The 391-nt window shown below is 75.2% G+C and carries 1 protein-coding gene; it reads left to right on the top strand.

The genetic code is table 11. The features are described from left to right. A partial coding sequence (gene lptC, locus A612_RS09120) for an LPS export ABC transporter periplasmic protein LptC (RefSeq protein WP_019374189.1) occupies window positions 1-244 on the top strand: 244 nt, incomplete at its 5' end. Window positions 245-391 lie beyond the last annotated feature (147 nt).

Genomic DNA, 391 nt, shown 5'->3' with positions numbered 1-391 from the left:
GCGCGAGGGCGCGCCGCGGCCCGGCGCCGCGCCGCCGCCGCGCATGGAGTTCGAGGGTGAGTTCCTGCACGCCTGGGTGCGCGAGGAGCGCGTGCGCTCCGACCAGCCGGTGACGCTGCGCCGCGGCGCCGATGTGTTCACCGCCGATCGACTGGAGTACGACCACCTGGAGCAGGTGCTGCAGCTGCAGGGCCGGGTGCGCGGCGTGCTGGCAGCGGCGCCGCAGCGCGCTGCGCGGCGCTGAGCGCCCGGCATGGGGCGCGCGAAGCCCCGGACAAGAAAAAAGCTCCTGAAAGGAGCTTTTTTCTGGAGCGCTCGCAGCCGGCACGAGGCCGGCCGGGCTCGGCTCAGTAGCCGCCGCCGTTGCCGCCGCCGTAGCCACCGCGGCTGC

It is taken from the genome of Melaminivora alkalimesophila (assembly GCF_000282995.1).
Lineage (GTDB): Bacteria > Pseudomonadota > Gammaproteobacteria > Burkholderiales > Burkholderiaceae_C > Melaminivora > Melaminivora alkalimesophila.
The sequence above is the reverse complement of the archived record's forward strand: the minus strand, read 5'-3'. Positions and strand labels throughout refer to the sequence as shown.